Origin of the sequence: Georgenia wangjunii, from assembly GCF_036421975.1 — a bacterium.
GTDB lineage: Bacteria > Actinomycetota > Actinomycetes > Actinomycetales > Actinomycetaceae > Georgenia_A > Georgenia_A wangjunii.
Window position 1 is genome coordinate 107,440 of the sequence record NZ_JAZGON010000003.1, and the last position, 26,281, is coordinate 133,720.

Below are 26,281 nucleotides of genomic sequence, written 5' to 3' on the forward strand. Positions count from 1 at the left end.
CGGACGGGACGACGGCAACGCCCCATGCGTCACTCCTGTCACGGGTGTGGCGCGCGCGACGACCCCGGCGGCTCAGGCGGGTGCGAGGAACCCGTCGAGGACGAGTTCGCGCACGGCGGGCAGGACCTCGGCGGCGACGTCGTCGGCCGGGACCTCGAGGAGGGCGGCCAGCCCGGCGACGATCTGGCCGAGGGTGAGCTCGCCGTCGCAGGCGCCGACCGCCCCGGCGACGAGCGTCCCGGGCTGGACGAACCGGCCCAGGCCCCCGCCCTGCCGCAGGATGAGGATGCGCGGGTCGACTGCGCCCGGGCGCAGGTGACGCTCCTCGGTCACGTCCGGCGCGGTGACGAGGCGCTGCGCGGCGAGCGCGGCGTCGTCGTGCGCGGCGAGCCAGTCATGGGCGGCGAGGACCGCGCTCACGTGCCCGCCGAGCGGCTGGCGGGCCGGGCCGGTGACGTCCTCGACCCGGTGCCACGGCGGCCGGGCCGCACCGTCGGCCGGCCGGCGCAGGGTGAGGTAGCCGAACCCGACGCCCTCGACGCCGCGCGCCTCGAAGTCCCCGAGCCACGCGGCGTAGGCCGCCTCGTACGTACCGCGGTCGAGCCCGGCGCGTAGTCCTCCGTCCCGCAGCCACGTCTCGGCGTACTCCGCCGGGTCCTGCACCTCGCGCTGGACGACCCACCCGTCGAGCCCGGCGGCGGCGAGCCACGCCCCGACCCGCTCGCGCCAGTCCTCGCCCGCGTGGTGCTCCCAGTTCCCGAGGAGCTGGGCGACGCCGCCGGGGGCGAGGTGCGCCCCGACGCCCGTGACGAGGTCCCGCACGAGGTCGTCACCGCCGCGGCGTCCGTCCCGGTACTCCATGACGGGCAGGCCCGCGGCGTACGCGGCGGGCGGGGTGATGACGAACGGCGGGTTGGACACGACGAGGTCGAAGCGCTCGCCGGCGACGGGCTCGAGCATCGACCCGGCACGCAGGTCGAGGCGGGTGTCCGCGAGCGCGGCGTTGAAGGCGGTGAAGCGCAGGGCGCGCGCGGAGATGTCGGTGGCGGTGACCGACGCGCAGTGGCGGCTGGCGTGGAGGGCCTGGACGCCGCAACCGGTGCCGAGGTCGAGGGCACGCCCCCGGGCCTCGCGCATCGTGATCTGGGCGAGGGTGAGCGACGCCCCGCCGATCCCGAGGACGTGGTCCGCGCGCAGCGCGTCACCGCTCGCGGCCTCACCGAGGTCGGACGCCACCCACCACCGAGCCGTGCCGCCGGCGTCGACCGCCGCGTACGGCCGGAGGTCGACGGCGGCGACCGTCTCGTCGTCAGGCGCCTCGCCGGCCACGCGGACGATCCCGAGCCGCTGCGCCCCCTCGGCCCCGAGCGCCGGCAGGGCGGTGTCGAGCTCCCGGCGCGGGACGGTGTCACCGAGCATGAAGACGCGGGCGAGGACGGCGGCGGGCTCGCTGCCGGCGGCACGGGCCGCCCGCAGCGCCGGGACCCGCTGCTCGCGGTGGAGCGCGGCGGCCGCGAGCGGGCCGACGAGCGCGTCGAGCCCCTCGACGGTGAGGTCGCCGGAGACGAGGTCGGCGCGGAGGGCGGCGACGAGACCGGGATCGGTGCCGGGGGCGTCCATCACGTGCCCCCGAGCTCGCCGAGCACGCCGGGCAGCTCGTCGAGGAGCTCGCGGGCGAGGAAGCCGACCCGGCCCACGCGCGCGGCGAGGCGGTCCCCGGCCGCGCCGTGGACGTGCACGGCCCAGGACGCGGCCTGCACCGGCTCGACACCGCGGGCGAGGAGGCCCACGACGACGCCGGCGAGGACGTCACCGCTCCCGGAGGTGCCCAGGCCCCGGTCGCCGCTCGTCTTCTCCCAGACCTGCCCGCCGCCGACGACGAGGCTTCCGCACGCGACGACGGCGCCGTACCGCTCGGCGATGGTGCCGGCGGCCTCGGCCAGGCCGCCCTCCTCGATCTCGTCGACGCCGAGGAGCCGGGCCGCCTCCGAGGTGTTCGGGGTGAGGACGAGCCGCCCGCGCAGCTGCGCGAGGAGATCCTCCTCGAGCTCGGGCAGGACGCCGACGGCGAAGGCGTCGAGGGCCACGGGCGTGCCGGGCGCGAGCCGCTCGACGACGCCGCGCAGGAGCCGCTCGGTGCCCTCCGGCTCGTCGAGGCCCGGGCCGACGAGGACCGCCGCCGCCCGTCCGAGCCGTGACCCGAGCGCCTCGAGCCCGGCACCGGTGAGGGACCCGGAGTCCTCCTCGTCGAGCCCGACGACCCCCGACTCGGGGATCGCCACGGCGACGGGCGCGGCGACGGACCGCGCCACCCCAAAGGACAGCTTCCCGGCCCCCACGCGCAGGGCGGCGAGGCCCGCGAGCATCGCCGCCCCCGGCGTGCCGCGCGCGCCACCGACGACGACGACCTGCCCGCGCTCGTACTTCGAGGCGCCCGGCTCGGGCAGCGGCCAGGCGCGCAGCGCGGCCGGCGTGATGAGGCGCGGGGCGCCGTCGGCGGGGCACCCGGTCGGGTCAGCGGTCATCGGTCGTCGCCGGCTGGTCGGTCACAGGGGCTCCCTCGTCGCGGAGGTGGTCGGTGAGGTTGTAGTCCGCGAGGGTCCACACCTGGTCGTCCTCGTCCCGCACGAGGCGGGTCACCGAGGCGTTGCGGACCCCCGACGTCCGGCCCACCTCGAGGACGCTCTCCTCGTCCATCCCCTCGCAGACGTAGCGGAAGACGAGGACGACGGCGTCGTGGCACGCGATGAGCACGCGCTCGTGGTGGCGCTGGCGCTCGAGGTCGGCGAGGACGGTCCGCACCCGCAGGGCGATGTCCGCCCACGACTCACCGCCCGGCGGCCGGTAGTAGAACTTGCCGAGCCAGTCACGGCGCTCGGCCTCCTCGGGGTAGCGCCGGCGGATCCCCGCGCCCGTGAGCGTGTCGGTGATCCCGAGGTCGCGGTCCCGGAGCCGCTCGTCCACCCGCAGGGGCAGCTCGAGGCCGGCCACCTCGAGGGCGGCGCGGGCGGTGCCGAGCGCCCGGCGGTACGGGGAGGACCACACGGCGTCGGGGCGCTCGCCGGGCGCGAGGCCCTCGAGCCAACGGCCGAGCGCCCGCGCCTGCTCGATGCCGGTCGGGGAGAGCTCGACGTCGGCGTCCCGGGCCGGCACCTCGATCGTCTCCGCGCCCGTGCGGTAGGCGCGGGCCGCGGCGACGTTCCCCGTGCTCTCCCCGTGGCGGACAAGAAGCAGCTCGGTTGCACCCATGGCGGCCAACGTAACGGAGGGTGCGGCACCGTGCGCGCCGCCCCGCGCGCACCCCGCCCACCGTCCGACACCCCCCGGCCACCGCGCCGCCGCCGCGCGTTCACCGTGGGCGCCCGACCCGCGAGACCGCGCACGCCGGCCCCCTTCCCGTCGCCGTACCGGTGGCCGTAGCCTCGACGCGTCCCGCTCTCCGCCCGGACCACGGGCCTGCCTCGAAGGACCACACCACCTGATGATCTCCGCTGACCGAGGACGAGCTCCTCGCCGCGTCATCCCAGCCGCAACCGCCTCGCTCCTGCTCGTCGGCCTCGCCGCCCCCGCCGGGGCCGCCGTGGAGGACGAGAGCCTTGAGCTCACCCTCCTCGCCACGACCGACTCCCACGGCCACGTCTTCAACTGGGACTACTTCGCAAACGCCCCGTACGAGGAGGACGACGTCCTCGGTCTCACCCGGGTCGCGACGGTCGTCGACGACGTGCGCGCGGCCAAGGGTGAGGAGTCCGTCGTCGTCCTCGACAACGGTGACGCCATCCAGGGCACGCCCCTCACGTACTACTACGGCATGGGCGAGGGGGCGGACGAGGTGCTCTCGGGCGCCATCACCCACCCCATGGCGGAGGCGTTCAACCTCATCGGCTACGACGCCCAGGTGGTCGGTAACCACGAGTACAACTACGGGCTCGACATGCTCGGCGCCTACACCGCCGACCTGGACGCACCGCTCCTCGGCGCGAACGTCATCGAGGTCGCCACGGGCGAGCCCTACCACCAGCCCTACGAGCTCATCGAGCGCACGATCGACGGCGAGGAGGTGACGATCGGCGTCCTCGGCCTCGTCACCCCGGGCGTTCGCTACTGGGACAAGCAGCACGTCGAGGGCATCCTCGAGTTCCAGGACATGGTCACCGCCGCGCAGGAGTGGGTGCCGGTGGTCGAGGAGCAGGCCGACGTCGTCGTCGTCATCGCCCACACCGGCGAGGGCAACGTGCCCAACGACGCCTACGACCCGGAGCTGCTGCCCGAGGACGTCATCAACAACATCGCCTACCTCGCGCCGGGCATCGACGTCCTCGTCGCCGGCCACTCCCACCAGGACGTGCCCCAGCAGGTGTACACGAACATCGAGGGCGACCCGGTCCTCATGACGCAGCCCGCCTACTGGGCCCGCGGGGTCACCGAGACCACCCTCAACCTCGTCCCGGACGACGACGGGTGGCAGGTCGACTGGTCGGAGGGCAACGCCCCCGCCGCCGTCCCCCACTACGGCCACGAGACGGACGAGGACCCGGAGCTGGCCGCTGCGCTCCTCGACGCGCACGAGACGACGATCGACTACGTCAACACCCCGGTGGCCGAGTCGGTGACCGACCTCCCGGCCGCGACGTCGCGGTACGAGGACACCCCGATCATCGACTTCATCAACCACGTCCAGGCCGAGACGGTCCGGGCGGCGCTCGCCGGCGGCGAGCACGCCGACCGGTACGTCATCTCCCAGGCGTCGCCGTTCTCCCGCACCGCCGTCTTCCCCCGCGGCGAGGTGACGATCCGCGACATCGCGGGGCTGTACATCTACGAGAACACCCTGCGCGCGGTCGAGCTGACGGGCGCCCAGCTGCGCGACTACCTCGAGTACTCGGCGCGGTACTTCAACGAGGTCGAGGAGGGGGCGACGTTCGACCCGGAGACCGGCACCAACGCCGTCTACCCCGACCGGCCCGACGGCGTCCCGGACTACAACTACGACGTCGTCTCCGGCCTCGAGTACTACATCGACATCTCGCAGCCGGTGGGTGAGCGGATCGCCGCCCTGTCCTACCCGGACGGCACGCCTGTCGGTGACGACGACCTCTTCGTCATGGCGGTGAACAACTACCGCCAGAGCGGCGGCGGGGCGTTCCCGCACGTCGCCGAGGCACCGCTCGTCTACGACGAGCTCCTCGAGATCCGCCAGCTCCTCATCGACTGGGCCACCGAGCGGGAGGTCATCGACCCGGCCGACTTCTACGAGGAGAACTGGTGGCTCGTCACGGCGCCGGACCAGGTCCCGACGCCCACGCCCACGCCCACCGAGGAGCCGACGACCGCCGTCCCGACGGAGGCGCCGACCGAGCCCACCACCGCACCGTCCACCGACGGTCCGAGCCCGGCCCCGACCGCCGGTGGTGGCGGACAGCTCCCCGCCACGGGTGCCGCGACAGGCCCCGCGCTCGGTGCCCTTGCAGCCCTGCTCATCGGCGGCGCGGCCCTCGCGCTCACGGCGCGCAGGCGGCACCAGCTCGGCTGAGGCTGACGCGCACGCACCACGGGCCCCGCTCCTCCCGGAGTGGGGCCCGTGGTGGTTGGAGCGTGGCAGCCAGCCTCAGCCGACGCGGGCGTCCTCGCGGTCTGCGCGCAGCTCGTTCTCGGCGTCGATCTTGGCCGCCCGCAGCCGCGAGGCGATGACCGCCCCGAACGCCACGGCGGCCGCCGCGAGCGCGATGCCGATCCGGAGCACGTGGTTCGCGTCCGCCGGGACGCTCATCTGGACGACGGCCGGCGCGATGAGCACCGCCACGAGGTTCATCACCTTGATGAGCGGGTTGATCGCCGGGCCGGCCGTGTCCTTGAACGGGTCACCGACCGTGTCGCCGATGACGACCGCGGCGTGCGCCTCCGAGCCCTTGCCCCCGTAGTGCCCGTCCTCGACGATCTTCTTCGCGTTGTCCCACGTGCCGCCGGAGTTCGAGAGGAAGACGGCCATGAGGACACCGGCGCCGATCGACCCGGCGAGGAACCCGGCGAGCGGCCCGACGCCCAGGCCGAACCCGACCGCGATGGGCGCGAACGCCGCGAGCAGGCCGGGTGTCGCGAGCTCGCGCAGGGAGTCGCGCGTGCAGATGTCGACGACCTTGCCGTACTGCGGGCGGACCTCGCCGGTCATGATCCCGGGGTACTCGCGGAACTGGCGGCGGACCTCGAAGACGATGGCGCCGGCCGCCCGGGTGACGGCGTCGATGGCGAGGCCGGAGAAGAGGAAGACCGTGGCGCCGCCGAGGATGACCCCGACGAGCGTGACCGGGGAGATTATCTCGTAGCTGAGCATGGCCGCGACGACGCCGCTCACCACCTCGTCGCCCGTCTCGGCGATCGTGGCGAGGGACTGGCCCACGGCGTCGGCGTACGAGCCGAACAGGGCGGTCGCCGCGAGCACCGCCGTCGCGATGGCGATGCCCTTCGTGATGGCCTTCGTCGTGTTCCCGACGGCGTCGAGGTCGGTGAGGATCTGCGCACCCTCCTCGTTGACCTCGCCGGACATCTCGGCGATGCCCTGCGCGTTGTCCGAGACGGGCCCGAAGGTGTCCATGGCGACGATGACGCCGACCGTCGTCAGGAGCCCGCACCCGGCGAGGGCGACGAGGAAGAGGGACAGCCACACCGAGCCGCCCGCGAGGAGGAAGACGCCGCAGATGGCCGCGGCGATGATGCCGGCCGTGTAGACGGCGGACTCGAACCCGACGCCGATCCCCGACAGGACGACCGTGGCCGCGCCCGTCCGGGAGGTCGCCGCGACGTGGAGCGTCGGCTTCGACGTCGTCCCGGTGAAGTACCCGGTCACCCAGAGGATGACGCCGGCGAGGAGGACGCCGATGGCCACGGCGGCTGCGGTCACGACGCGCGGGTCGCCGCTGTGCTGGGCGAGCTCGTCGCTCACACCCTCGATCGCGGCGAAGGAGGAGGGCAGGTAGACGAACGCCGCGACCGCCCCGAGCACCGCACCCATGAGCGCGGAGATGTAGAAGCCGCGGTAGATGGCCGTCAGGCCGTTCTCGTTGCCTCGCACCCGGGTGATGAAGACGCCGACGACGGCGACGATCGCGCCGATGGCCGTGACGATGAGCGGGAAGATGATGCCCTGCTCCCCCATCGCGGCCTTGCCGAGGAGGAGGGACGCCACGAGCATGACGGCGTAGGACTCGAAGAGGTCCGCGGCCATGCCGGCGCAGTCGCCGACGTTGTCCCCGACGTTGTCCGCGATGGTCGCGGCGTTGCGGGGGTCGTCCTCGGGGATGCCCTTCTCGACCTTGCCGACGAGGTCGGCGCCGACGTCGGCCGCCTTCGTGAAGATCCCACCGCCCACGCGCATGAACATCGCGAGCAGGGCGGCCCCGAATCCGAAGCCCTCGAGGACGGCGGGGGCGTCGCCGCGGTAGATGAGGACGATGCCGGCGGCCCCGAGGAGACCGAGCCCGACGACGGACATGCCGACGACGCCGCCCGTGCGGAAGGCGATGCGCGCACCCTCCGTCCGCCCGTCAGGCCGCTGGGCGGCGGCCGCCACCCGCAGGTTCGCCCGCACGGCGAGCCACATGCCGAGGTAGCCGATCGCCGCCGAGAAGCCGGCGCCGAAGACGAACGCGATGGCGCGGCCGGTCTTGACGTCGGCCTCGCCCGGCAGGAGGAAGAGCAGCGCGCAGACGACGGCGGCGAACACCGCGAGGGTCCGGAACTGCCGGTTGAGGTAGGCCGAGGCCCCTTCCTGGATCGCGAGCGCGATCTCCTGCATCTTCGGCGACCCGTCGTCGGCAGCCAGCACCTGGCGCCGGAGCACCAGCGCTATGACGAGGGAGACCACCGCCAAGACGGCGATGGCCCCCACGATGGTCAGGCTTGTGGCACCCAGCTCGAGCATCCGCCCTCCTCGGCAGTGCGACGAGCACCGACGGCAGCGTCAGCGCTCGGACGGCGCAGGGCGGCATCCGCGCCGCCCCGCAGGTTGAGGCGGATTCTACGCACGGATCGAGCGGCCAGGTCTCCGAACGGCCCTCGACCATCCGGTACCGCTCAGCCGGTACCGGGCGGTACCACCGGGCGTCGCCGACGGGGCGGCGGCCTCAGCCGCGCTGAGGTGGGGGGGGGGAGGCACAGGTGGGGGGGGCGCGACCGGGAGGGGGGGGGGGGGGGCGTAGGGGGGCCGACAAAACAAGGAACAAGGGGGGGCACCCCCCCCCCCCCCCCCCACCCCTCGCCGTCTGTGTCCCGCCGGAGTCCGGCTGGTACCGAACCACCCCGAGAGGCGCCCTCCCCGACCCCGACCTAGCGTGGACAGCCCGCAGAAGGACAAGAGGAGACGCACATGAAGGCTGTCGTGTTCAAGGGCCCGTTCGATCTTGCCGTGGAGGAGGTGCCCACGCCCACGATCGAGGAACCGTTGGACGCGATCATCCGCATCACGACGGCGAACATCTGCGGGTCGGACCTGCACCCCTACGAGGGCCGCGCCGAGCTCGACGCCGGCATGGTCCTCGGCCACGAGAACATGGGGATCGTCGAGGAGGTCGGCTCAGGCGTCAACCGCATCAAGGTCGGCGACCGCGTCTCCGTCCCGTTCAACCTCGCGTGCGGCACATGCCGCAACTGCAACCACGGCTTCACCTCCGCGTGCCTGCGCGCCAACCCCTCCGGGCAGCCCGGCGCCGGGTACGGCTACCCCGCGATGGGCCCGTACTGGGGCGGCCAGGCCGAGTACCTACGGGTGCCGTGGGCGGACTTCAACCTGCTCACGCTGCCCGAGGGCACCGAGAACGAGGCCGACTTCACGATGCTCTCCGACATCTTCCCCACTGGGTACCACGGCGCCGAGCTCGCCAAGGTCGGTCCGGGCAAGACGGTCGCCGTCTTCGGCGCGGGACCGGTCGGGCTCATGGCGGCCTACAGCGCCATGCTCCGCGGCGCCGCCCGCGTCTTCGTCGTCGACAAGGAGCCGGACCGCCTGCGCCTCGCCGAGGAGATCGGCGCCACCGCGGTCGACTTCTCCAAGGCAGATCCGGCCGAGGTGATCATGGACGCGACGCAGGGCTTCGGGGTCGACTGCGGCATCGAGGCCGTCGGCTACCAGGCCCACGACCCGAGCGGCGAGGAGCACCCCGAGATGGTGCTCGACAACCTCGTCGCGGTGGTCCGGGCGACGGGCCACATCGGCGTCGTCGGCGTCTACATGCCCGAGGACCCGGGCGCGGCCACGGAGCAGGCCAAGGAAGGGCGGATCGCGTTCGACTACGGGCAGGCATTCACGAAGGGGATCAGCATCGCCGGGGGTCAGTGCCCGGTGAAGGCGTACAACCGCGAGCTGCGCGACCTCATCATCGCCGGGCGCGCCAAGCCGTCGTTCATCGTCTCCCACGAGCTCGACCTCGACTCGGCCGTCGAGGCCTACGACCGCTTCGACAAGCGCGAGGACGGCTGGACCAAGGTGCTGCTCCACCCGGGCAGCGCCGCGTAGGGCTCGCCTCTCGGAGGACGACGACGCCGCCTCCGCCCGCTCTCGGGCGGGGGCGGCGTCGCTGCGCGGAACTGGCCGAGCCAGCGGGCCCTCTCCCGTGGTGTCGCGGCACTCCTGCATGATCACGAGAGAGGGGGAGGGGGAGGGGGAGGGGGGCCGGTGTCCTGGCTCCCGACTCCGGGCGCCGGCGCCCGGTGGCCGGCGGCCGACTTCGGTCCCGTCTCCCGGAGACATGACGCGCGTCGCGCTCTAGAGTTAGCGCTAACAGTCACGCGCTCGGTCGTGGACGACGCAAGCGAGCGACTGGTGCACGGCCCTCTTTGGCAACGTACAGCGGCACATCCGGTCGGCCCGGGTGGGAGTCGCACAAGCGGGGAGGAGGAGACGATCAACGCAACGACCCAACCCGGTTACTGACCCACCACGTCGGCAGGTCCCGAGGACGCAGTCGCTTGGAGATCCGCACCGACCACCCGCGACAAACGACGTCGCCGGTGATCGAGGAGGGATCGGTGGCCATGAGCGAAGGCGAACTCACCCGCCTGGTCGTCCCGCCGGAGGGCGACAGGCCCTCGAGTGAGCGAAAGCAGAGCAAAGGAGCATGCGATGTCAGAACTCCCACACCCTCCCTCGTTGACGAGCCGGAGACCCAGAAGTAGAGCCTCGTCTCGCCTCCTCGCCGTCGGGATAGCAGGTGCTTTGTCCGTCGGGATGCTGGCAACCTCGCCGGCGGCCGTGGCCCAGCTTCCGGTCGAGGTCACGGCCCTGGCCACCGACGACGAGAACGCGCAGATCGACTGCAGCTCGGCGATCCAGTCCGACCTCACCGACGTGCGCGGCGACCTCATGCTGCCGACCGTCGGCAGCGAGTGGGGCTCGACCATCGCCTGGGCGTCGAGCGCGCCGGAGGTCATCTCGACGTCGGGCTGGGTGACTCGTCCGGCGAACGGTGAGGCCGCGGCGAACGTGACGCTGACGGCGACGGCGACCCTCAACGACGCCGTCGCGACCTGCACCTACGACGTCACGGTGACGCCGATGCCCGAGGAGAAGGTCTACGAGCGCTACCTGTTCGCGTCGTTCCACGGCGGGGACGACGGCGGCCGGAACGGCGAGCAGATCTGGATCAGCGCGTCCAAGGGCAACGACCCGTTCAACTGGTACGAGGTGAACTACGAGGACGGAACGTCCGTCTCCGACCCGATCCTCCAGACCGTGACCCCGCCCCGCGGGACGACCGGTCTGCGTGACCCCTCCCTCATCCGGTCCGCCGACGGCGACCGCTTCTACCTCCTGGCCACGGACCTCAAGACCTACCAGGACGGACAGTCCTGGTCGTACCGGCAGTCGCGCGGGTCCCGCAACCTCGTCATCTACGAGTCGGACGACCTCATCAACTGGTCCGAGCCGCGCTTCGTCGAGGTCGAGGACGAGCACGCGGGCAACGTGTGGGCGCCCGAGGCGTTCTACGACCCCAACCTCGGCCAGTACATCGTGTTCTGGTCCTCGAACCTCTACCCGGACACCGACATCGCCAACCGCAACACCTCGCAGATCTCCTACAACCGCGTCCGGATCGCGATGACGCGGGACTTCGTGACCTTCACCGAGCCGACCAGCTGGATCAACCTCGACCGGTCCACCGGCCGGCAGGGCTGGGGCATGATCGACTCGACGATGATCGCCACGGACGACAAGATCTACCGCCTGACGAAGGACGAGAACGGCTTCCGGGTCCTGCTCCAGTCCATCGACTCGTGGGAGGACCTGTACGACACGTGGGGCGCGGAGGAGACCACCCCGCACGTCGTGAACCGGAACCCGATCAACCCGCTGACGGAGAACCCGAACGCGTGGACGATGGTCGGCGACCCGAACGGGTCGAGCAAGTGGCAGATCCCCGGCCTGAGCGGCGGGAACCTCGAGGGCCCGCTCGTGTTCAAGGACAACGTCGAGGACATGTACTACGTCTTCATCGACTACGCCTCGGGCGGCGGGTACGTGGCCTGGCGCTCGCCCTCCATGGACCTGCCGCCGGACGAGTGGGAGTACCTGGGCCAGTCCTGGTGCAACACCACGGGCCTGTCCAGCAACTGCACGGCGGAGTCGGAGACCTCGCCGTACTGGTCGCTGCCGGTCAGCCCGCGCCACGGGTCGGTGCTTCCCGTCACGCTCGAGGAGTGGGAGGCCGTCATGAGCCACTACAACTCCCCGGTCCACGTGGAGACCTCGCTCGTCACGGAGGACGGCTCCGCCGTCGCCGAGGACGAGTGGGTCAACGAGGCGCCCGAGCTCGAGGTGACCTGGACGGACTTCAACGGCACCGACCACGCGCCCGCGTGGCTGCGCCTGGTCGAGGGCCACAACGACGGACCTCGCGTCGTCTCGCCCGACATCATCACGTCCGGGATCACCCAGGGTATGACGCTGCCGGTCAACGCGGTCGAGGGGACGAACTGGGCCCAGGTCGAGTACCGGGACGCCTCCCTCGGCGGAGACGACGTCATGCTGTGGACCGTCGACGTGTCCTACAAGCTCGACACGACGGCGCCGACCGTCACCGCCTCGGTCGACGGCGCGGAGCTCGCGATCGCGGCGACCGACCCGGCGCCCGCCAACGGCGCTGAGAACTCGGGCCTGGCGTCCTGCCAGTACCAGGTCGAGGACGGCGCGTGGACGGACTGCGCGCCCACCGTCACCCTCGACGCCGCGGCCAGCGACCGCACGATCACCGCCGTCGCGACCGACAACGCGGGCAACGAGACGACCGTGACGACGGTGGCCGAGGGCACGGGGCTCGACGTCACGACCGACGTCGCCATGCGCTGCGTGGTCGGCAGGACGGTGCTCGCCGTCCGGCTCGGGAACGACAGCGAGGTGCCGGTGAACCTCGAGGTCTCGTCGAGCTACGGTTCGAAGTCCTTCACGAACCTCGCGCCGGGCAGGGGCGTCGCCCAAGCCTTCACGACCCGCGCGGTGAACATCCCGGCGGGTGAGGTCGAGGTGACCGCCCGCGCGATGATCGACGGCGAGGAGTTCACGCAGACCTTCGTCGAGGACTACTCCGCCTCGAGCTGCGGCGGCTAGCTCGAGCGGATCGGCCGGATGCCGGCGGCGAGGACCCCCTCGCCGCCGGCATCTGTCGTTCCACCGAGCCCGCCGCGCGCCTCCGAGTTCCGGCGGCCGACGGGCAGCTCACCACTGACAGCCCAGTCGCTCCAGGCGAGCGTCAGATCGCGCGCGCACTTATCGCGAGCGGTCCACCCAGGTGAGGATCTGGGCGGCCGCTTCGTGAGGGGCGAGCCGGCTGTTGTCGAGGCGCATGTGGCGGTGCTCGCTGAGCAGGAGGGCGCCCGGAAGCGGTAGGCCGAGACTGGCCTCATGCCCCGTGTTCATGACGAAGCGCTCCATGTCGCGGACGTTGGAGTCCGACCACGGCACGTCCCGCTTTGACCGCTTCTCCGCCAGGCGCAGCTCGGTCCGGTTCCGCTGCAGGCGCGTGTCCAGGTCCGCGGCCAGCTCCACGAAGGCCACATCCGCGCGCCTTTCGACATAAGGGCGGATGTGCGTGGCCAACTCGTCAGCGTCCGTCTGCAGGTCAAGTCCCCAGACGTACGTGAGCAGCAGGTCCGTGCCGAACGAGGCGGCTTCCTCGACGACCTGAGCGCGCCAGGTGCTCAGGAGGCGATTGAACGGCGGCGTGCCGTAGTCGAAGACCTCCAGGAGAGGCTCGATCAACGCGTGGTTGTGGAGCAGGCGGAACTCGCTGCGGTTGGCGATCTCCCGTCCGACGGTCATCTTCCCGACGGCGGGAGGACCGAAGATGACAAGGAGCCGCATGAAGCGACTCTGCCACACAGGGGTCAGCGATCTACGCTGCCCGCCCATGCGCGCACCCCGAGGCGCCTCTCCTCACCCGCACGAGACGCAGTCGTTTGCGCCGTCTTCCTCTCGTGAGCACACTGCGCTTCCGCATGATCACGAGAGGAAGACGGACGTTGCCCGGGGTTAGCCGCAGGTGCGGGCGCCGTACGCAGCGGTCACGGTCGTCGTGCCGGGCAGCCCGTCGGCGGTGGACGACACCGTCACCTCTCCGGCCGGTACCGATCCGAGCCGGGTGGTGAAGGCGACCGACGTCGAGCGGTCCGCACCCAGCGTCACCGTCTTGGACCCGTACGGGCTCGTGATGACGGCCTCGACCGGCTGGTCGGACTCGTTCGTCACCCGCGCCGTCTCGACGACGCGGCCGACGACGCAGCGCGTATCCGCCACGACCGAGACCTCGAGCCCGGGCGGGAGCTCCGGGTTCGCGGCGCCCGGTGCGAGCACCTGGAGGCTCCGCAGGCCGGCGTCGCCCGGCGTCCAAGCGGTCGTCACCGCGACGTACCGCGCGGTCCGGTCGACGGCCACGCTGCCCACCTGCTCGCCGGCTGCCACCTCGGCGACATCCTCGAAGGTCAACCCGTCGTCGCTCGTCGACACCGTGAGGCCCGGCGCCGCGGCGCCGTCCCACGTCGCAATGACCGTGCCGATGTCGCGGGCGGCACCGAGGTCGGTCACCATCCGCCCGCCCGGGCCCGGCACCCACGAGGTGCTCGGGTCGCCGTCGACGGCGAGCGACGGTGACGTCATGCCCGCGGGCAGCACCGACGCCGGGAACGTCAGCGTGCTCAGCGCGTAATCCGGAACGGGGTACGGCGCAGCGTCGAGGAAGAGCAGGCGGGCCGTGTCCTCGGCCGCGTCCGCCCCGACGACGACGGCGCGCGTCTCGCCCGTCGCGACGTTGCGGACGTCCACCGCGGCCGCAGCGCCCTCGGGCGCCGTCAGCTCGATGCTCCGCCCGTCCGGCACCGACGCCGCCAGCCCGGCGAGCCCGCCTTCGCCGTCCCCGGCACTCACGACGAACCGCGGCGCGAGGACGACGGCGCTCCCGGCCGGCACCTCGACCTCGAGCTCCGACGAGCTCGCCCCCACGGTCTGCGACCCCGCGTAGAGCGCCACCTCGGCGCCGTCGTGGGGGACGGTGACGGTCGTCGTCATGGCGTCGGGGCTGAGGTTGAACAGGGAGACGTAGCCGTCGAGGTCGCTCACGAGCACGGCCTCGTCGTCGGCTGTCGCCACCGCGCGCCCCGCCGTCGCAGCGGTCACGGCAGCGTCCCCGACCACCATCTCGACGAGCGCGCCGCCGCCGTCGTCGGCGAGGCGGATCGTGTGCCGGGTGTCCCCGGACCGCGCCACCGTGATGGGCGCCTCGGCGCCGCGCACGACGAACCCGCCCGTGTCCTCGACGTTGATCCACCCGCCGGCCGACTCGAGGATCTCGTCGCCGCGCTCGCGGTGCCGCCCGACGGTCTCCCACGTGACGCCGTCGAGCGAGGTCTGGACGAGGTACTCCTGCCCGGCGGCGGACTCCCAGCCGAGCTGGGCGTGCGCGACGTCGCGCGCCTCGCCGAGGTCGACCTGGATCCACGAGTCGCCGCGCGTGCGGTCGGCGCGCGAGACGGCCCACCGGGTGGAGGCGTTGCCGTCGGTGACGAACCCGGGGGAGCGGCCCTCGTCGTTGCTCGACGCCGTCGCCGGGCGCCCGGCGGCGAGGTTCGCCCCGCCGCCCGGCCCGAAGACCCGGAAGTGGTAGAGCGAGTACCCGTAGTCCGGGTTGCCGCGCACGCCCTGCATGCGGACGTAGCGGGCCGTCACCGGCCCCGCCTCGCCGTCCGCCCGCGCGAGGCCGACGTCGTCCAGCCGCGCCACGTTGGCGTCCTCCGGCGCGTTGCCGTAGCGCTCGACCGTCGTCCACGTCTCGCCGTCGAGCGAGGTCTGCACGAGGTACTCCTGGCCCGCGGCGGACTCCCACGCGAGGCGGACGGCGCCCACCTGCGTCGCGGCGCCGAGGTCCACCTGCACCCAGGAGTCGCCGCGCGTGCGCTCCGCGGGGGCGACGGCCCAGCGCGTCGTCGGGTTCCCGTCGGTCACCCGGCCCGCCTGGCGCCCGTTCCCCGTGTCCTCGCTCGAGGCCGCCGCCGGCTTCCCCGCCGCGAGGTCCGCCGCGGCGTCGGGTGCGAAGACGTGGAAGGCGTACATCGAGTACCCGTACGTCGGGTTGCCGCGCACGCCCTGCATGCGCACGTACCGGGCGCTGACGGCGTCGAAGGAGAGCTCGTCCACGCGGGCGGCGTTGGCGTCGGCCGGGTCGGTCGGCCGCTCGACCGGGAGGGAGGCCGTGACCTCGCCCTCCGCCGTCGTGTACGTGCGGGAGCCGTCGAGCCCGTTGTACCCGCTCATGTCGAGGTTGCGGACGTGGACCGTCCCGTCCCCGCTGCCCGCGCCGGAGGACGCGTAGATCGCCGACCCGGTCGGCAGCGTCACCTGCCCCGCGTAGCCGTCGCCGATCCGGAAGAGCGAGGACGTGCCCTCGAACCCGTCCCGCGGCCCGGTGTAGGTCCGCACGGACCGCTCGTCCACGCGCGCCCCGGTGGTCGGGTAGAGGAACGGCGAGCTGCCGGAGATGTGGAAGAGCCACGAGTCGTGCGCCGGCACCCACGGGAACTTGACGAAGCCCTGCCGGCTCACGGCCCCGGCCCACGCCGCCTCGGACTGCTGCATGACGATCCCCGGCTCCGCGCCGAAGTCGCGCACGCCGGCGAGCGCCGCGAAGAGCTCGTCCTCGGGCGTGGGGACGACGGGCCCGGCCCCGGACTCCGCGGCGTGGACGTGCAGCAGGTAGGAGATGGCGATCTCCGCGCGCGCCTCGGGCTCGTACTTCGGCTCCCCGGAGAACTTCGTCAGCCGGTACACCGGCGGGTACATCTGGTAGTCGGTGAGCGCGGCGGCGAGGGAGGCCTCGGCGCGGGCGGCGTGCGGGTTGCGCAGCACCTGCCCCTGGAACGCGAGAGGCAGGACGTCGCGGCCGTAGAGGAACTCGCGGTCGTTGACGAGCGGCATGAGCGGCTCGCCCTGGGCGGACATGACCATCTCGATCGTGCGCCACAGCTCGGCCGAGTTCGGCTGGGTCAGGAGGATCTCGGGGATCTCCTGGTCGGCGAGGAGGAAGTGGATGGCGTTGCGGGCGCCGGAGCGCCAGATGTCCGACTGGTAGTGCGGCCCGAAGGAGCCGTGGTTCTCCACGAGGTAGGTGTCCCAGATGTTCTGGGTCGTGTTGCTCGAGATGGGCTTTCCGGCGACGACGGCGGGGTTGTTGCGGTCCGCCGTCGGCTGCCCGGCGGCGTTGCGGCCCCAGTCGGCGAGCTGGGCGGCCCAGCGGCCGGCGTCGGGGTCCTCCGGCGCCCACGCGAGGCCGGGTGCGAGGGCCTGGGTGTAGACGCCCGCCTCCTCCAGCGCGGTGTCGCCGTCGTGGTTGCCCTGCGGCCAGTGGGCGTTCCACCCGCCGGAGAGCGGGTCGCGACCGAAGTTGAGGTCCGCGGTGTAGCGGGCCTGCTCGGCGGCGATGGTCGTGAGGTTCGCCTGGGTCGTCGCGTCGAGCTCGTCCCACAGGAGCCGGCCGGCGGCGAGGAAGTAGGACTGGAACGTCGACTCCCAGAAGAGCTGGCGCCCCCACGTGCCCTGCGGGTCGACGAGCCGGTTCGACGCCGCGTAGTGCGTGATCGTCGCGAGGGTGTGCTCGCGCAGGGCGTCCTCGCTCGTGCCCGCGAGCTCGGCGTCGTACTCCCCGTGCGTGAGGAGGACGGCGTTGCCGAGGACGACGGCGAAGTTCATGTCCCGCAGCTCGTAGATGCCCGCGGCGGAGTCGTAGACGGACTCGGTCCAGCGCGTGTGGCGCAGGAGCGCCTCGTAGTAGTGGGCAGCCGTCGTGTCCGGGGCGCCGTACGCCGGCGCTTCCTCCTGCGCCTGCTGCGGAGGCGTCGTGTCCGCGGCGGCGGGCAGCCCGGGCAGGAGCAGCGCGGCGGCCGCGGCGAGGCCCGCGAGCCGGCGGCGGGTTAGTCGCCGCTGCCGCGGCGGGCGCGGCTCGGAGGTGCGGGTGGTCGTGGGGATCGCGCTGCGTCGCATGCCGGCACCTCGTCGTCGTGTGAGCCAGGGCGGGCGGGGGAGCGGCGCATCGTCAGCTCCGGCGACGGCGGCACCCCAGGTCCGTCATGGACGTTACCAGGCGCGTATGACAGCGCAGCCATATCGGAAGCGCCTCGCGAAGTCGCCGCGCAACGGCCCCGCGGGGTTTGGAAGCCGTCGACTTGCCAAATGGGTGAAGTTCGGGGCGCCTCGACCATGGGTGGTACCGTCCTCGACTATCGGCTACGAAAGTTTAGACGTTCGTCTAGACGGGTAGGCGGGACATGAGCCAGCACCACGATCCACCGGTGGCTGGGAGGACGACGGGGACGAACGCCGCCGACGCCCTCAAACAACGCGGAAGGTTCAGGGGCGGATGAGCGACGAAGCACTCGGCCGTGCGCGGGCGCGCACGGCGTCGATGGCCCGACGGGCACGGCGCACGAGGACGAGCACCATGAGCGGGGCCGCATCATGACCGCGGGCGGCTTTGCGGCCGCGCCGACGCGGCCGCGGCACCGGACCCGGACGACGACGGCGACCACGGCGGCGGATACGACTGCGACGCCCGAGAAGACGACGGCTCCCGCGCGGGCGAGGGGCACGGAGGCCAGGCTGGGGCCGGCGGCCATCGTGTCCGCGCTGCTCACCGGCGTGCTTGTCGTCGCGGTCCTGGCCGCACTGGCGCTCGCCGTCGCGCCGCGGGTTCTCGGGGGAGCGCCGCTCACGGTGTCCTCGGGCTCGATGGAGCCGCTCTACTCGGCCGGCGATGCCGTTGTCGTCGTCCCGGTCGCGGCGGCGGAGATCCAGGTCGGGGACGTCGTGGCGTTCCAGCCCGTCTCCGACGACCCCACGCTCATCACGCACCGGGTGGTCGCCACGGTGCTCGGCGGTGAGGGCGGCACCCAGTTCGTCACCCGCGGTGACGCCAACGCCGCCGATGACGCCCCGATCGTCGCGGAGCAGGTCATGGGCCGCGCGCTCTACCACGTGCCCGCCGTGGGGCGGCTGGGCACGTGGGTGGGCGACAACGCCGGCGGGTTCGTCGCGGCCACCGCGATGGCCCTCTTTGCCTACGCCGCGGTCCAGCTCGTCCGGCGGTAGACCCGGACGGCGACGCGGAGCCCGACGGCGGTCCTCGCCTTTCGTCGCACCGCACGCGTCGGGCGCACCCCCGGGGAGTGATGAGATGTACGCGTGAGCTCACTCCTTCCCCTCCTTGACGACGACGCGCCGGCGCCCGGCCGCCGCGAGCGCGGTATCGCCCGCAAGCGGCGCAGCCGGCTGCCGGTGTTCGTGGGTTGGGGCGTGGTGGTCGCCATCGTCCTGCTCGGCGTCGCGGTGATCCTCCTCGCGCTCGACGCGCGGACCGCGTACGCCGAGCTACGGGCGGCCATGCCGCAGGTCTCCGAGCTCAAGGCGCAGGTCCTCGCGGGGGACAACGAGGCTGCCGCCGCGACATCCGCCGAGCTCCAGGAGCACACGAACAAGGCGCGCGACGCCCTCCACGGCCCACACTGGGCGCTCGCGGGCATCATCCCCGGCATCGGCCCCAACGTCGACGCCGCGCAGACCGCCGCCGTGGTCGTCGACGACCTCGCGACCGATGTCCTGCCGGACCTCGTCTCCGTCACCGACGCGGTGAGCCCGGCCGCCCTCGCCCCAGTCGACGGCCGGATCGACCTCGTCCCCTTCACGACGGCGGCGCCCACGGTCATCGCGGCCAACGAGGCGGTCTTCGCCGCGACGGAGCGACTCGGCACGATCGAGTGGGACGCCATCCACGAGCGCCTCCGCACCCCGCTCGCCGAGCTCGAGGCCGAGCTCGGCGACGTCGCCGCGCTCACCGAGACCGCCGCCCGTGCCGTCCAGCTCATCCCGCCCATGCTCGGCGCGGACGAGCCCCGGCAGTACCTCCTCATGGTCCAGAACAACGCCGAGCCCCGGAGCACCGGCGGCCTCACCGGGGCCTTCGTGCTCCTCCGCGCCGAGGCCGGCGCGATCTCCCTCGTCGACCAGGGACCCGCGGGCTTCCTCGGCTCCTACACCGAGCCGGTCCTCGAGCTCACCGATGCCGAGGTGGCCCTGTTCGGCGACCAGATCGGCCGGTACCCGGGGAACATCACGGCCACGCCGGACTTCCCCCGCAGCGCCGAGCTTGCGTCCGCAATGTGGCGCACCACCCACGGCTCCGAGCTCGACGGCGTCGTCAGCATCGATCCCGTGGCACTGGGGTCCATGCTCGCCGCCACAGGGCCCGTCACGCTGCCCACCGGTCAAGTGCTCACCGCGGCGAACGCCGCCCAGACGATGCTCAACACCGTCTACCTCGAGATACCGGACCCGGCGATGCAGGACGCCTTCTTCCAGGTCGCCGCCGCAACGATCTTCTCTGAGGTAATGGCCGGCGCCGGCAACCCGGCGGCAGCCGTGGGGGCCTTGACGCTGGCCGCGGACGACGGCCGCCTCATGGTGTGGCCCGCGCGGCCGGAGGAGCAGGCGCTACTCGCCGCGTCGACGCTGACTGGAGAGCTGCGCGGGCGGGACGGCGACGCCCCGGTCATCGGCGTCTACCTCAACGACCTCAGTGCTGCGAAGATGGCCTACTACCAGCGCATGGACGTCGACGTCACAGCGAGGGCGTGCCACGCGGACGGCTCCCAGGACCTCACCGTGACTGTCACGGTCGCATCGGAGGCGCCGGAGAATTCCGCGGATCTTCCGGTCGCACTCGCGGGCAACGGAGAGGTCGTCGCGCCGGGCGACATGCGCTCGCACCTCCTCGTCTACGCGCCCGAGGGGGGCCGCATCACCGCAGTTCGTGCCGCAGACGGAACGCGCCAGCCCGTGCTGCCCCACGTACACGACGAACTCGTCGTCGCGGCGCGCGAAGTGATTCTCTCGCCGGGCGACGTATCTGTGGCCGAGTATGATATCGTTGCCACCGCGGAAACGCCGCTCCCTGCTGCGACTAGAGTCACACCAGGGCCCGGTAGCGGAAAGTTTGCAGTCTCGGCTACCCCCTGCGCCGGTTGACCGGTAGGGTGGGGCCGACAGACCGGGCGGTTCAGACGTACCTCAGGGGGAAATCCATGATTCGACGCGCAATTGGCGCTGCTGTTGCAGCCGCCGTCATCGTTCTCGCACCCACAGCTGCGATCGGCTACACGGGGGCTGACTACGACGCAGTCGTCTCCACGACCAACCCCGCGCCGGGCGAGGCCGTATCGGTCGTCGTGACGGCCCCGTCTGGCACCGACGTCACCCTTACGGTGAGCGCAGACGGTGTCTCCGACGACGCAATCCAGATCGCCGGCACGAAGGCGCTCACGAAGACGGCCGTGAACGGCGAGGCCGTCTTCTCCTTGACCTTGAGCGAAGAGGGCGTCTACACCGCTGTCGCCACGGACGCTGACGGCAACGTCATCGAGACATTCACCCTCGTTGTGGGCGATGGCGTACCTGGTGAGGGCGACGGAGACGGTGACGACGCCGCTGGCGGCGACAGCGACGAGGCGGCCGGTCCGGCACTTCCCGAGACGGGAGCGACTGCGACGCCGCTGCTGATTGGTGGCGCCGTGCTGCTGCTCGTGGGCGCGGGCATCGTGTTTTTCATGCGCCGCCGCAGCCAGAACGTCTGAGCAACGCAGCACTGAAGCGCTGACGAGGGCCCCCGCGGATTTACGCGGGGGCCCTCGTTGTTCGCGAACGGTGCGACTGCAAAAGAGGTGCAGCTGGAATGCGTGTACGGGGTCTGATCATGCTTACGTGGTCGCTAGTATTCCTGAGCGGCTGTGCGGGTGTCATAAATCCCGGTAAGGATCCGGTGTCGACTCTAACGGAAGTGCCGACGGTGGCGTTGACTACTAGCGCCTATGCTGATGAATTGGTGGCATGGACCAACGCGGCACGCGTGAACGAGGGGCTGGATGCCCTCGCGGAATCGTCATGCGCTAAAACCGCAGCACAGGAGCGGGCGCGTGACCTCAGTGGCGGCGAGCTTGAGCACGCGCCTCTAGCCCCGGTCATTGAGGCCTGCGCGCCTCGGACAACTGCCGCGGAAAACTTGGCGAATAGCGCGGCGGCGCCCGCAGAAGTTGTCGACGCTTGGATGGGATCACCAGGGCACAGGGCAAATATCGTCGACCCCGCTCTCGCCGAGATCGGTATCGGATGCGTAAAGCACGGCAGCGAGATTCTGTGCTCCCAGGTGTTCCTCGGACCCTAACGGGCTCATCCCGATTCGGGGTGTAGTCGGGGTCTCTATCTGCCGGCCCCGAGTAGTGATCTGGCGATGTAATTCGTCAGGTCGCCGCTGGGACTGCGTCCCAGCGAGCGGTTCGGCACGGCGTGCAGTGTCCGCCGCGCGGAGTAGACCGACATAGACGACGGCCACACCCCTGGGGTGTGCATGACGGAGGCGAGCCGGCTCAACGAGCTCGAGCAGGAGAACCGCGAGCTGGGCCGGGCCGAATTAGATGGCGGATTCAACCGGTGGTCGCAACGAGTTCTGCGAACTTCTCCGATGGTGTCAGACAGCGGAGCGTCTTGCGGGGCGGCCATTGAGAGAGTCCTGAATCGCTATCAGGTCCGGGCGACTGATGATGCTCAGATCGGTGTTCTTGAGCAGGTACTGGCGTAACAGGCCATTGGTGTTCTCGTTGCTGCCGCGCTGCCACGGCGAGTGCGGGTCGCAGAAGTAGATCGGGACCCCGGTATTCGTCGTGAACTCGGCGTGCTTGGCCATCTCGGCACCCTGGTCTTACGTGATCGTGCGCGCCAGCGGCGCCGGCAGCGCCATGATGGCCCTGCGCATCGCGGTCTCGACATGACGGGCGCTCTTGCCGCCGGGTAGGTGCAGCAGGGTGAGTCGCGTGCTGCGTTGGATGAGGGTTCCGACGGCGCTGCGACTGTTCTCCCCGAGGATGAGATCGCCTTGCCAGTGCCCAGGGACGGCGCGATCCTCGACTTCGGCGGGGCGCTCGCTGATCATGACCATGCCGGGGATCCGGCCGCGGCCGTCGGTCGCCGTCCGGGGTCTGCGGGCCGTGCGTCCCGACCGCAGACACCGCGCGAGCTCACGGCGTAGCTGCCCGCGGCCCTGGAGGAACATTGACTGGTAGATCGTCTCGTGACTGGCGTCGATCTCGGCCCGCCCGACCCAGCCGCGCAGCGTCTCGGGATTGATACCGAGCTGCTCACCCACGCGCCGGCACGCCGCCTTGCCCGACCCCTGGTCCCTGGCGTCCAGCACGAGCCGGACCGCCCGCTCCCGAAGCTCCTCGGGATACTTCCTCGGTGCTGCCATAACTCTCATCCTCCGTGGATTGCGAGCCTTCACGAAACCCGGGACGGTTGACCGTTGCAGCGTCCTCCGGGAGATCCAGGGCGGCTCACATCCGGTAAGCATCGGCCCGCACCTCCCACAGCTGGCTCGAGGCCGCGATCACACGGGCCCGGCCCGGGCCAGAGCCCGCCGGCGCATCGAGTCCGAGGTCGAGCTCGCGCTGGCCCTGGTTCAGCTGCTCTCTGGTGGCCTGCATCAGCACGGCGATCTCGAGTTCATCGTGAGCTGACCCGACATGGGTCAGGCTCCGTCGGACACAACCGCGCGGGTCCACTACTCGCACGGCCGTAGCCCTCCGTCGAGGGGCCTGACTTCACGGATAAATGGCGACACAGCGTGCGGCTACCCGCGCCCCTAGTGTCCCGAATCAGGCACACGCAGCGCGCTGACCAGCGTAAACACACTCAGCGGGGCCTTTTCCGTGGAAGCCGGCCAGGGGAGTCGGCCAGAGACACGCAAATGGGCCTGGCTAGGCACGTATGAGGTCATGCGAGCCTGTGGGCGACATGTGTTGTACAGCTTGAAGGCGGTCCATTCGACGCTCCCGCGTTCAACTCACCTGCCAGCGCGCTCCGACCTTTGATTCCTGCGAGCGTGCCGGTTGCGGTCACCAGTCTCCACCGAACGGTACGAATCATACGAGTAGCCATATCGGTCGCCGTCTTGCCTGGAAACCTTATTGATAACAAGGCCAAGTAGATGAGCATTCACAGTCGCAAGCGACTCGAGGGAATCCCGCAACTGCCCCTTATGGATACGGTCCGCCCCCACCACAACGAGCATTCCGCCAACCCCGCTGCTTAGCACGGCAGCGTCCGTGACAGGAAGTAGGGGCGGGCTGTCCAGTATCACCACGTCGTAACGGTCCGTCAGGTCGCGAAGGAGCGCGTTCATTGCCCGCGACCCGAGAAGTTCGCTCGGGTTCGGCGGAACTTGGCCGGACGTTAGAACGTCTAAGGTGGAACTTCCCCAGGGTTGAAGGACATCGTCCAAACTGGCCTTGCCGATCAGCACCGTTGTGAGGCCCACCCTGCCCTCGAGGCCTGTGTACTCCGCGATACTAGGCCGGCGGAGGTCTGCGTCCACGAGGACTACCTGTGATCCCGCGTCCGAGAGAGAGACCGCTAAATTGACTGCAGTGGTGCTCTTGCCCTCACCGGAAACGGAGGAGGTTACGACAACTGAACTAGGCCTGTCGGCAAGGTCTAGAAACTGCAAGTTCGTGCGGAGCCGCCGGTATGCCTCGGCTCTTTGCCCCTGAGGGTCATCATGCATCACAATCGGGTGCGCGGAAGCGTTCTCGTCGTAGCCGATGGTGCCGATAACCGATACGTCCGTAACCGCCGCAAGGTCCGTCTCGGTGCGAACCTTTGTGTCCAGCCGATCTCGTAGGGATGCGACGGCGATCCCGAGAAGGGTCCCCAGAACGAGACCGACAAGAAGGTTGCGCGGCGTATTCGGTGCACTGGGTGTGGCCGGGGGCAAAGCAGGCGTCATGATCGTCGCGCGCACCGACTCGGCTTCGCCAGAAGCGCCGGGCGTGAGGGTCGCAGCAGCTGTGGAAAGTTCCGCCGCGACGGCGTTCGCAATCCTGGCGGAGAGTTCAGGAGATTCCGAGGCCGCCGATATCTCGAGCACAACGGTCTCGGGAGGCACCGATACGCTCAGCATGGACGCCAGTTGGCGGGACGTCACGCTGAGGTCCAGCGCATCTATTACAGGGTCAAGCACAAGCGGGGACCTCGCGACCTCAGCGTACGAACTCATCTGTCGTTCGGTGAACGTCGATCCTTGGGCGAGCTCTGAGACAGAGCCGCCAGCCTGGGTCGCAAAGAACACACTAGTCGTTGCCGTGTAGTGAGGGGTCATGTTGAGGGAGATCGCCGCGGTTAACGCGAACGTCGCGAGCGCCACGATCAGCGCAGTCGGCCAGCGTTTCGCAAGTACTCGTGCGTAGTCAGTAAGTTCCACGATAGTTCACCTAACGTTAGATCGGGTCTGAAGGTTTATGATCGAGGCGTGTCTGCTTCCCCGTAGCGAGTGGCGATGGCGAGGCAGTTTGTCGCGGAGCCTGCACACCCGTTGAACTATGTGCGATGGCCAAGGCGATTCCGAAGAATGCCCACGCCGGGCGAAAGTTCTCCAGGTTGAGCGTCATTGCCTCGATCCCTAGCCCAGTAATGCCGAGTAGACATAACACTGCAACGGGAGACCCACGGAGGTGCGCGCGATAGAGCAGATGCGCAACCAGAAGGGGGAGCCATAGGAAAACACCTAGGCCCACCATGCCTGCTTCGGCGAGCAGGCTTAGGTATGTATTGTGGGTTACCAGCTCGATGCCAAGGCCGTGCATATCAGACGCTCGCGCTGGAAATTGTCCAGGGCCGATTCCGAGCATCGGGCGTGTCGACCACAACTGCACCGCAGCGGCCCAAAGGCGCGCCCGCACATCGTTCTGCACCTCACCGGAAAAAAGCGACAGTGTGCGTGTTAGCGCATCCGAGGTCCATGACACCGGCAGTGCGAGGAAGAGTACCGCCACGCCCGCCACCGATGCGAGCGCGGCTGTGCGAAGTTGCCGTGCCCTGGCGCCGCCCCCCGCTATAGCAACGGCGAAAAGAACGGCCACAACGAGGCTCGCGAGTGCCGCCCTCGAGCCCGTCAGCATGATCGCCACGATGATAGGTAGGAGGTGCCACGATAGAGGACGCCTTGTCGCCAGGACATTCGCAGCGGCAACCACACCGACGGACACGATCAGGTAGGTCGCATAAGCATTTGGATCTTCGAAGGTTCCAGTCGCTCGATACGCGAAACTCAGGCCTAGGTTCAGTCCTAGCGTGTATGCGCCTACGCCTAGAATGCCGACGAGAGCGGCAGCGGTGGCGGCGCCTCGCCAGAGCAACAAGATGCGATAGTCGCCCGCGCGAAATGCTCGTGTCGCCTCGGTGTAAAACCAGTAAAGGTAAACCGCGACGACGCCCAACTTAAGGCACGCAAAAATTCCAGCCGAGAGATCAGTTGAGTAGTGTAGGAGAGCGGCTGAAACGAGCGACAGCCACAGCGTCACCTGCCACCAAAGTGCGAAACTTAGGACGGGCGAACCACGATTGGTGGCACGTCCAGGCGAGCGCGGTCGCGCGAAAAGTGAAAGCACCGCCAGGGGAACAAGAACATCCGCCAAGCCAAGATTAACGCGAGCGCCGAGGGGTGCGTAAAAAGCTATGGGGAGCATGAGAGTCCCCAACTCTATGATGCTCAACTTCAGCCGCGTCGATACGACGAACGCTATTAAGAAGGCAAACCCTAATGCCACCACGAGCATTGCTAGCGAGCCACGAGACGACGCGACCGGTACGATGGAGAACCCGGCGATTGCAATGAGACACCAACGCGTCAACGGAGCGTCGTTCATGCAGAGG

General features: G+C 70.6%; 16 protein-coding genes and 1 pseudogene. 7 read left to right on the plus strand and 10 right to left on the minus strand.

What is annotated here, in order from left to right; genetic code table 11:
• Positions 1-72 precede the first annotated feature (72 nt).
• From V2J63_RS06665 to V2J63_RS06675, 3 genes are read right to left on the minus strand one after another with little or no spacing between them, the layout of a single operon-like run.
• Positions 73-1,620: a DUF7059 domain-containing protein gene (locus V2J63_RS06665; RefSeq protein ID WP_331230234.1), complete on the minus strand. Its 1,548-nt coding sequence runs from the start codon at positions 1,618-1,620 to the stop codon at positions 73-75.
• On the minus strand, positions 1,620-2,525 hold the full coding sequence (locus V2J63_RS06670) for an NAD(P)H-hydrate dehydratase (protein ID WP_331230235.1): 906 nt from the start codon (positions 2,523-2,525) through the stop codon (positions 1,620-1,622). Before V2J63_RS06670 ends, V2J63_RS06665 begins: the two co-directional genes overlap by 1 nt.
• Positions 2,515-3,249, minus strand: a complete 735-nt coding sequence (locus V2J63_RS06675) for a histidine phosphatase family protein (protein WP_331230236.1) — start codon at positions 3,247-3,249, stop codon at positions 2,515-2,517. The genes V2J63_RS06670 and V2J63_RS06675 overlap by 11 nt, the downstream gene beginning before the upstream one ends.
• Positions 3,250-3,481: 232 nt before the next feature.
• On the opposite strand from V2J63_RS06675, the gene V2J63_RS06680 reads away from it, so the two are divergent.
• Positions 3,482-5,533 carry a bifunctional metallophosphatase/5'-nucleotidase gene (locus V2J63_RS06680; RefSeq protein WP_331230237.1) on the plus strand — a complete coding sequence of 684 codons (2,052 nt, stop codon included), beginning with the start codon at positions 3,482-3,484 and terminating at the stop codon, positions 5,531-5,533.
• Positions 5,534-5,608: 75 nt separating this feature from the next.
• On the opposite strand, the gene V2J63_RS06685 is transcribed toward V2J63_RS06680, so the two are convergent.
• The gene (locus V2J63_RS06685) at positions 5,609-7,918 is read right to left on the minus strand and encodes a sodium-translocating pyrophosphatase (RefSeq protein ID WP_331230238.1); all 2,310 of its coding nucleotides are present in this window, start codon (positions 7,916-7,918) and stop codon (positions 5,609-5,611) included.
• A gap of 444 nt (positions 7,919-8,362) precedes the next feature.
• On the opposite strand from V2J63_RS06685, the gene V2J63_RS06690 reads away from it, so the two are divergent.
• Together V2J63_RS06690 and V2J63_RS06695 are read left to right on the plus strand one after the other, a co-directional pair.
• On the plus strand, positions 8,363-9,508 hold the full coding sequence (locus tag V2J63_RS06690) for a glutathione-independent formaldehyde dehydrogenase (protein ID WP_331230239.1): 1,146 nt from the start codon (positions 8,363-8,365) through the stop codon (positions 9,506-9,508).
• A gap of 735 nt (positions 9,509-10,243) precedes the next feature.
• Entirely contained in the window at positions 10,244-12,595 is a 2,352-nt protein-coding gene (locus V2J63_RS06695) for a glycoside hydrolase family 43 protein (RefSeq protein WP_331230240.1), read from the plus strand.
• A gap of 159 nt (positions 12,596-12,754) precedes the next feature.
• Here V2J63_RS06695 and V2J63_RS06700 read toward each other — a convergent pair whose 3' ends face one another.
• Together V2J63_RS06700 and V2J63_RS06705 are read right to left on the minus strand one after the other, a co-directional pair.
• Positions 12,755-13,348, minus strand: coding sequence for a DEAD/DEAH box helicase family protein (locus V2J63_RS06700; protein WP_331230241.1), 594 nt, complete (start codon positions 13,346-13,348; stop codon positions 12,755-12,757).
• A gap of 168 nt (positions 13,349-13,516) precedes the next feature.
• Positions 13,517-17,512, minus strand: coding sequence for a discoidin domain-containing protein (locus V2J63_RS06705; RefSeq protein WP_331230242.1), 3,996 nt, complete (start codon positions 17,510-17,512; stop codon positions 13,517-13,519).
• Between the two features lie 633 nt (positions 17,513-18,145).
• Between V2J63_RS06705 and V2J63_RS06710 the strand changes: the two genes are divergently transcribed.
• The 4 genes from V2J63_RS06710 to V2J63_RS15770 all read left to right on the plus strand — a co-directional run bounded on the left by V2J63_RS06710 (position 18,146) and on the right by V2J63_RS15770 (position 21,740).
• The gene (locus V2J63_RS06710; protein ID WP_331230243.1) at positions 18,146-18,616 is read left to right on the plus strand and encodes a signal peptidase I; all 471 of its coding nucleotides are present in this window, start codon (positions 18,146-18,148) and stop codon (positions 18,614-18,616) included.
• Between the two features lie 93 nt (positions 18,617-18,709).
• Complete coding sequence (locus V2J63_RS06715) at positions 18,710-20,548, plus strand: DUF4012 domain-containing protein (protein WP_331230244.1); 1,839 nt, start codon at positions 18,710-18,712, stop codon at positions 20,546-20,548.
• A 56-nt stretch (positions 20,549-20,604) separates the two neighbouring features.
• Entirely contained in the window at positions 20,605-21,153 is a 549-nt protein-coding gene (locus V2J63_RS06720) for an LPXTG cell wall anchor domain-containing protein (RefSeq protein ID WP_331230245.1), read from the plus strand.
• Between the two features lie 119 nt (positions 21,154-21,272).
• Positions 21,273-21,740, plus strand: a complete 468-nt coding sequence (locus V2J63_RS15770) for a CAP domain-containing protein (RefSeq protein ID WP_434056295.1) — start codon at positions 21,273-21,275, stop codon at positions 21,738-21,740.
• A 259-nt stretch (positions 21,741-21,999) separates the two neighbouring features.
• Here V2J63_RS15770 and V2J63_RS06725 read toward each other — a convergent pair.
• The 4 genes and pseudogenes from V2J63_RS06725 to V2J63_RS06745 form a co-directional block, all read right to left on the minus strand.
• Positions 22,000-22,850: pseudogene (locus V2J63_RS06725) on the minus strand (IS30 family transposase); the annotation flags it as partial.
• 55 nt (positions 22,851-22,905) lie between these two features.
• Positions 22,906-23,061, minus strand: coding sequence for a hypothetical protein (locus V2J63_RS06735; protein WP_331230246.1), 156 nt, complete (start codon positions 23,059-23,061; stop codon positions 22,906-22,908).
• A 353-nt stretch (positions 23,062-23,414) separates the two neighbouring features.
• Positions 23,415-24,830: a tyrosine-protein kinase domain-containing protein gene (locus V2J63_RS06740; protein WP_331230247.1), complete on the minus strand. Its 1,416-nt coding sequence runs from the start codon at positions 24,828-24,830 to the stop codon at positions 23,415-23,417.
• A gap of 16 nt (positions 24,831-24,846) precedes the next feature.
• Positions 24,847-26,274 (minus strand): O-antigen ligase family protein, encoded by a 1,428-nt coding sequence (locus V2J63_RS06745; protein ID WP_331230248.1) that lies wholly within the window; start codon positions 26,272-26,274, stop codon positions 24,847-24,849.
• Positions 26,275-26,281: the final 7 nt, after the last annotated feature.

Excerpts from the sequence above, each read along its gene's own strand:
- V2J63_RS06665 (WP_331230234.1), bottom strand. The coding sequence starts at position 1,620 with ATGGACGCCCCCGGCACCGATCCCGGTCTCGTCGCCGCCCTCCGCGCC.
- V2J63_RS06670 (WP_331230235.1), bottom strand. The coding sequence starts at position 2,525 with ATGACCGCTGACCCGACCGGGTGCCCCGCCGACGGCGCCCCGCGCCTC.
- V2J63_RS06675 (WP_331230236.1), bottom strand. The coding sequence starts at position 3,249 with ATGGGTGCAACCGAGCTGCTTCTTGTCCGCCACGGGGAGAGCACGGGG.
- V2J63_RS06680 (WP_331230237.1), top strand. The coding sequence starts at position 3,482 with ATGATCTCCGCTGACCGAGGACGAGCTCCTCGCCGCGTCATCCCAGCC.
- V2J63_RS06685 (WP_331230238.1), bottom strand. The coding sequence starts at position 7,918 with ATGCTCGAGCTGGGTGCCACAAGCCTGACCATCGTGGGGGCCATCGCC.
- V2J63_RS06690 (WP_331230239.1), top strand. The coding sequence starts at position 8,363 with ATGAAGGCTGTCGTGTTCAAGGGCCCGTTCGATCTTGCCGTGGAGGAG.
- V2J63_RS06700 (WP_331230241.1), bottom strand. The coding sequence starts at position 13,348 with ATGCGGCTCCTTGTCATCTTCGGTCCTCCCGCCGTCGGGAAGATGACC.
- V2J63_RS06705 (WP_331230242.1), bottom strand. The coding sequence starts at position 17,512 with ATGCGACGCAGCGCGATCCCCACGACCACCCGCACCTCCGAGCCGCGC.
- V2J63_RS06720 (WP_331230245.1), top strand. The coding sequence starts at position 20,605 with ATGATTCGACGCGCAATTGGCGCTGCTGTTGCAGCCGCCGTCATCGTT.
- V2J63_RS15770 (WP_434056295.1), top strand. The coding sequence starts at position 21,273 with ATGCTTACGTGGTCGCTAGTATTCCTGAGCGGCTGTGCGGGTGTCATA.
- V2J63_RS06745 (WP_331230248.1), bottom strand. The coding sequence starts at position 26,274 with ATGAACGACGCTCCGTTGACGCGTTGGTGTCTCATTGCAATCGCCGGG.